Source organism: Mesorhizobium sp. M7A.F.Ca.ET.027.03.2.1 (genome assembly GCF_003999175.1).
Lineage (GTDB): Bacteria > Pseudomonadota > Alphaproteobacteria > Rhizobiales > Rhizobiaceae > Mesorhizobium.
This window is the reverse complement of the sequence record NZ_RZOM01000578.1, coordinates 1-3,905: the sequence shown is the minus strand read 5'-3', so window position 1 is coordinate 3,905 and position 3,905 is coordinate 1. Positions and strand designations below refer to the sequence as shown.

The window sequence follows — 3,905 nt, the reverse complement described above, 5'->3', positions numbered from 1 at the left end:
GATGTTGACGACAGGGATCAGCGCCAGCAACGCGATGAAAGTGCTGTTGCCGATGCCCCAGATCCAGTTGAGGAAGAAAGCGCCCCAGTTCCAGCGGTCGAGTTCGGCTGGAATTTCAGCCGGCTGGTTGAGCGGTTGTCCGGCCATCGTGTCCCCCATCCGTGACGTACCGACTGATTCTAGCGCATGCGCCCGTCAATGCGCAAAATCAAAGTTCTGCAACTTCTGTCAGGTCTTGTTGGACAGCCGGCGAAAATTCGCTTTCACGGCACGGCTTGCCGGCTTCAGCGCGGCGCTGATCGAGCGCTCCGCCGCGACCCCGTTGAACAGCGACGGCGTGCGGCCGGAAAAGATTTCCGGCCAAAACCGCGATGCCGATTGCAGGAAGGACATTTGCGCCGCAAACACGCCTTCGGCCATAGCGGCGGTCTTCTCGTTTACCGCACGCGCGGTCTCCGTGCTCCAAGGCTGGCTGCTCCCGCCATCCATGGCCATCAACGGCAGCCGCATCATCGCCACCAGCGGCGCCAGCATCAGGTCGCCGCCGATGATGGCCGCTTCTTGCGTCCGTCGGCTCTTGCCGGTCTTTCTCATGGAAACAACCCCTTGTCGCGGCCGAATCAGCCGCAGCCCCCACACACTACGCGCTTGTGGTGGAATTCGTTCGCTCCCCGCGTCAGCATGGCCTCAAGGCTGGGCGCTCCCGCCGAGGAGCGCCCAGCCGAGGGGTCGAGTTCTACCGCTTGCGCAGGTCGGCTTGCGCCAGATCCAGCGCCTTCGAGATGCGGTCGCAGGCCATATCGATCGTATCACGGGTCCAGATCAGCGGCGGCGACAGGATCATCGTGTCACCGGTAGCGCGCAGCATCATGCCGTGCGCGATGGCATGATCGCGCACGGTTACCGCCGCACTTCCAGCCGGCAGGAACCGCTCCTTGGTCGCCTTGTCCTTGACGATCTCGATTGCGCCCATCAGTCCGATCGAACGCACCTCGCCGACCAGATCATGTCCGGCAATGCGCTCCTGCAAGGCCTTGGCGAAATAAGGGCCGGTGTCGTTCCGGACGCGGTCGACCAGCCCTTCGCGTTCGATGATCTCGAGGTTCTTCAGCGCCACGGCGCAGGCCACCGGGTGGCCGGAATAGGTGTAGCCGTGATTGAACTCGCCGCCCTTCTCGACCAACGTCGAGGCGATGCGGTCGCCGACCAGCAATGCCGACAGCGGCTGGTAGCCCGACGTCAGCGCCTTGGCCGTGGTGATCGTGTCGGGCTCGATGCCGAGCTTCTGGGCGGCGAACCACTCGCCGGTGCGACCATAACCGGTGATGACCTCGTCCAGCATCAACAGGACATCGTATTTACGGCAGATACGCTGCACTTCCGGCCAGTAGCTCGCCGGCGGTATCTTCACGCCACCGGCCCCCATGACCGGCTCGCCGATAAAGGCGGCAACCTTGTCGGCGCCGGCTTCGAGGATCGCCTCCTCGACAGCCCCGGCCGCGCGCAGGCCGAAATCATGGTCGCTCTCTCCCGGCAGCGCCAGTTCATAGGCGTAGGGCATCATCACATGGACGATGTTGGGCACCGCACCGTTGAGCTGCTTGTGCATACCATCCATGCCGCCGAGCGAGGTGCCGGCAACGGTCGAGCCGTGATAGGCCATCTTGCGCGAGATGATGCGGTTCTTCTCCGGCTGGCCTTCCAGCACCCAATAGTGGCGCACGAGACGCAGTGCCGTGTCATTGGCCTCCGAGCCCGACGAACCATAGAACACCTGGTTGACGTGCTTCGGCGCGATCTCCGCCAGCTTCTTGGACAGCAGCACCGGCGTCGGCGTCGAGCATTTGAAGAAGGAGTTGTAATAAGGCAGTTCCTTCATCTGGGCATAGGCGGCCTCGGCCAGCTCGTCACGGCCATAGCCGATGTTGACGCACCACAGCCCGGCCATGCCATCGAGGATTTCAGCCCCCTCGGAATCGTAGATGAAAGGGCCATTGGCATGGGTGATGATGCGCGACCCGGCCCCGCGCATTTCCTTATGGTCGGTGAACGGATGCAGATGATGCGCGGCGTCGATCTGCTGAAGCTGCTTCAGCGAATAATTCTGATAGGTCATGTCTGATCTTCCCTCTGGATTCTATCCGGCAAGCCGGGGCGAATGCTTCAGAGGCAGAGAGGTGGCGAATAGCCGATGCGGGCGCACAGCCGCAAAAGCTCGGCGCGCAGCGTACGCGGTGACGGCGTCACCGCGACCCGCAATGCGCGAGCCTCAAATGCGCCAACCAACATCCTGACGAGAGCCATGGCTGGCAGCTTAGAGCAAAGGCTCGTCGAGGAGAACCACCCTTTGCTTGGACCATAACGGAATGAGTCTAGGCCTTGGCTGTCAGCGCCCTCTGCAGGAAGACATATTTCATCGCCGTCTGCGCCGCCTGCGGCCGGCGGTCGCCACGCCCGCCATGACCACCCTCGGTCTCCTCGAAGAACAGCGTCCTGGCATGGCCGGCTTCCTGCAGGCGGGCGGCCATCTTGCGCGCATGGCCGGGATGGACCCGATCGTCAGCGGTCGATGTGGTCAGGAGCACAGGCGGATAGGCGGCAGCGGCGTCGACATGCTGGTAGGGCGAGTAGGCTGAAAGCCACTTCGCGTCTTCGGGTTTCGACGGATCGCCATATTCGGCGATCCACGAGGCGCCAGGCGGCAATTCGGCGTAACGCAGCATGTCGAGCAGCGGCACCTCGATGATGACGGCGCCGAATAGCTCGGGATGCTGCGTCAAGGAAACGCCGGTCAGCAAGCCGCCATTCGAACCACCCTGGATGCCGAGTGAGCTTGCTGTCGCGATGCCGCGCTTGACGACGTCCTGCGCGACCGCTGCGAAATCATCGAATCCGTTTTGGCGATTGCCCTTGAGCGCCGCTTGATGCCAGGCCGGGCCGAACTCGCCGCCGCCGCGGATGCAGGCCTGCACATAGGCATTGCCCTTTTCCAGCCATAGCCTCCCGCGCACGCCGGCATAGCCGGGCAGCAGCGGCACTTCGAAACCGCCATAGCCGTAAAGCAGCGTCGGCACCGGCCCCTTCTGATCGCGCCGCCTGACGACAAAATAAGGGATCATCGTGCCGTCCTTGGAGCGCGCCTCGAACTGTTCCGAGATGAGCTGCGAGGCATCGAAACGCGCCGGCTGCGACTTCACGGTAGCGAGCGTCTCGCCATTGTCGTCAGACCAGATGATCGAACTCGGGGTCAGGAAATCGGTGAAGGAAAAGGACACGCTCGAGCCGAACTGCTCGGCATGGCTGATGCCGACATTGCCATTTTCGGGCAGCGCCACCGGTTTCAGCGACCAGTTGCCATCCTTGCGCTCGCAGACGACGACCTTGCCGCGCACATTGTCCATCAGGCTGATGAACAGCCGGTCCTGCGTGCGGGCCATGCCGGCGATGGACACGCGATATGCCGGCTCGAACAAGGTTTCGACAGATCCGAGCGCGCCGGTCTCGACCCAGTGCGCCAGATCCAGCGAATAGAGGCCGTCGGGCTTGCAAACCGTGCCGTCGGGCGCCGTCCATGGACTGCGCACGCCGAACACGAGCTGATCCCTGAATATTGCCGTATCGGTCATGTCGTCCGGTAGCGGCAGCTGTTTGTTTTCGCCGGAAGGCAGCCGAAGGAAGATGTGCGAAGCGAAGAAATTCAGCGTTCGAGCCAGGACCAGATAGCGTCTGTCACCGTCGTACTCGACAGCGGCACCAACGGCGAGATCCTCTTTCTGCGCCTCGAAGAACGGCGTCGCGTCTTCCAGGTTGGTACCGCGCTTCCACAGTTTTATGACTCGCGGATAGCCGGACTCGGTCTTGTCGGCCTCGTCGAAAGCGGCCGAAACGATGACGGTGTCCTTGTC

General features: G+C 62.8%; 3 protein-coding genes. All 3 read right to left on the bottom strand.

What is annotated here, in order from left to right; translation table 11 throughout:
* Window positions 1-228 precede the first annotated feature (228 nt).
* The gene (locus tag EN750_RS22580) at window positions 229-594 is read right to left on the bottom strand and encodes a hypothetical protein (RefSeq protein ID WP_127397691.1); all 366 of its coding nucleotides are present in this window, start codon (window positions 592-594) and stop codon (window positions 229-231) included.
* A 142-nt stretch (window positions 595-736) separates the two neighbouring features.
* Window positions 737-2,116 (bottom strand): aspartate aminotransferase family protein, encoded by a 1,380-nt coding sequence (locus EN750_RS22575; RefSeq protein ID WP_127397690.1) that lies wholly within the window; start codon window positions 2,114-2,116, stop codon window positions 737-739.
* Window positions 2,117-2,372: 256 nt separating this feature from the next.
* The coding region (locus EN750_RS22565; protein WP_145967838.1) for a prolyl oligopeptidase family serine peptidase at window positions 2,373-3,905 on the bottom strand (1,533 nt) is incomplete at its 5' end.

Coding starts and splice junctions, on each gene's coding strand:
- EN750_RS22575 (WP_127397690.1), bottom strand. CDS start 2,116: ATGACCTATCAGAATTATTCGCTGAAGCAGCTTCAGCAGATCGACGCC.
- EN750_RS22580 (WP_127397691.1), bottom strand. CDS start 594: ATGAGAAAGACCGGCAAGAGCCGACGGACGCAAGAAGCGGCCATCATC.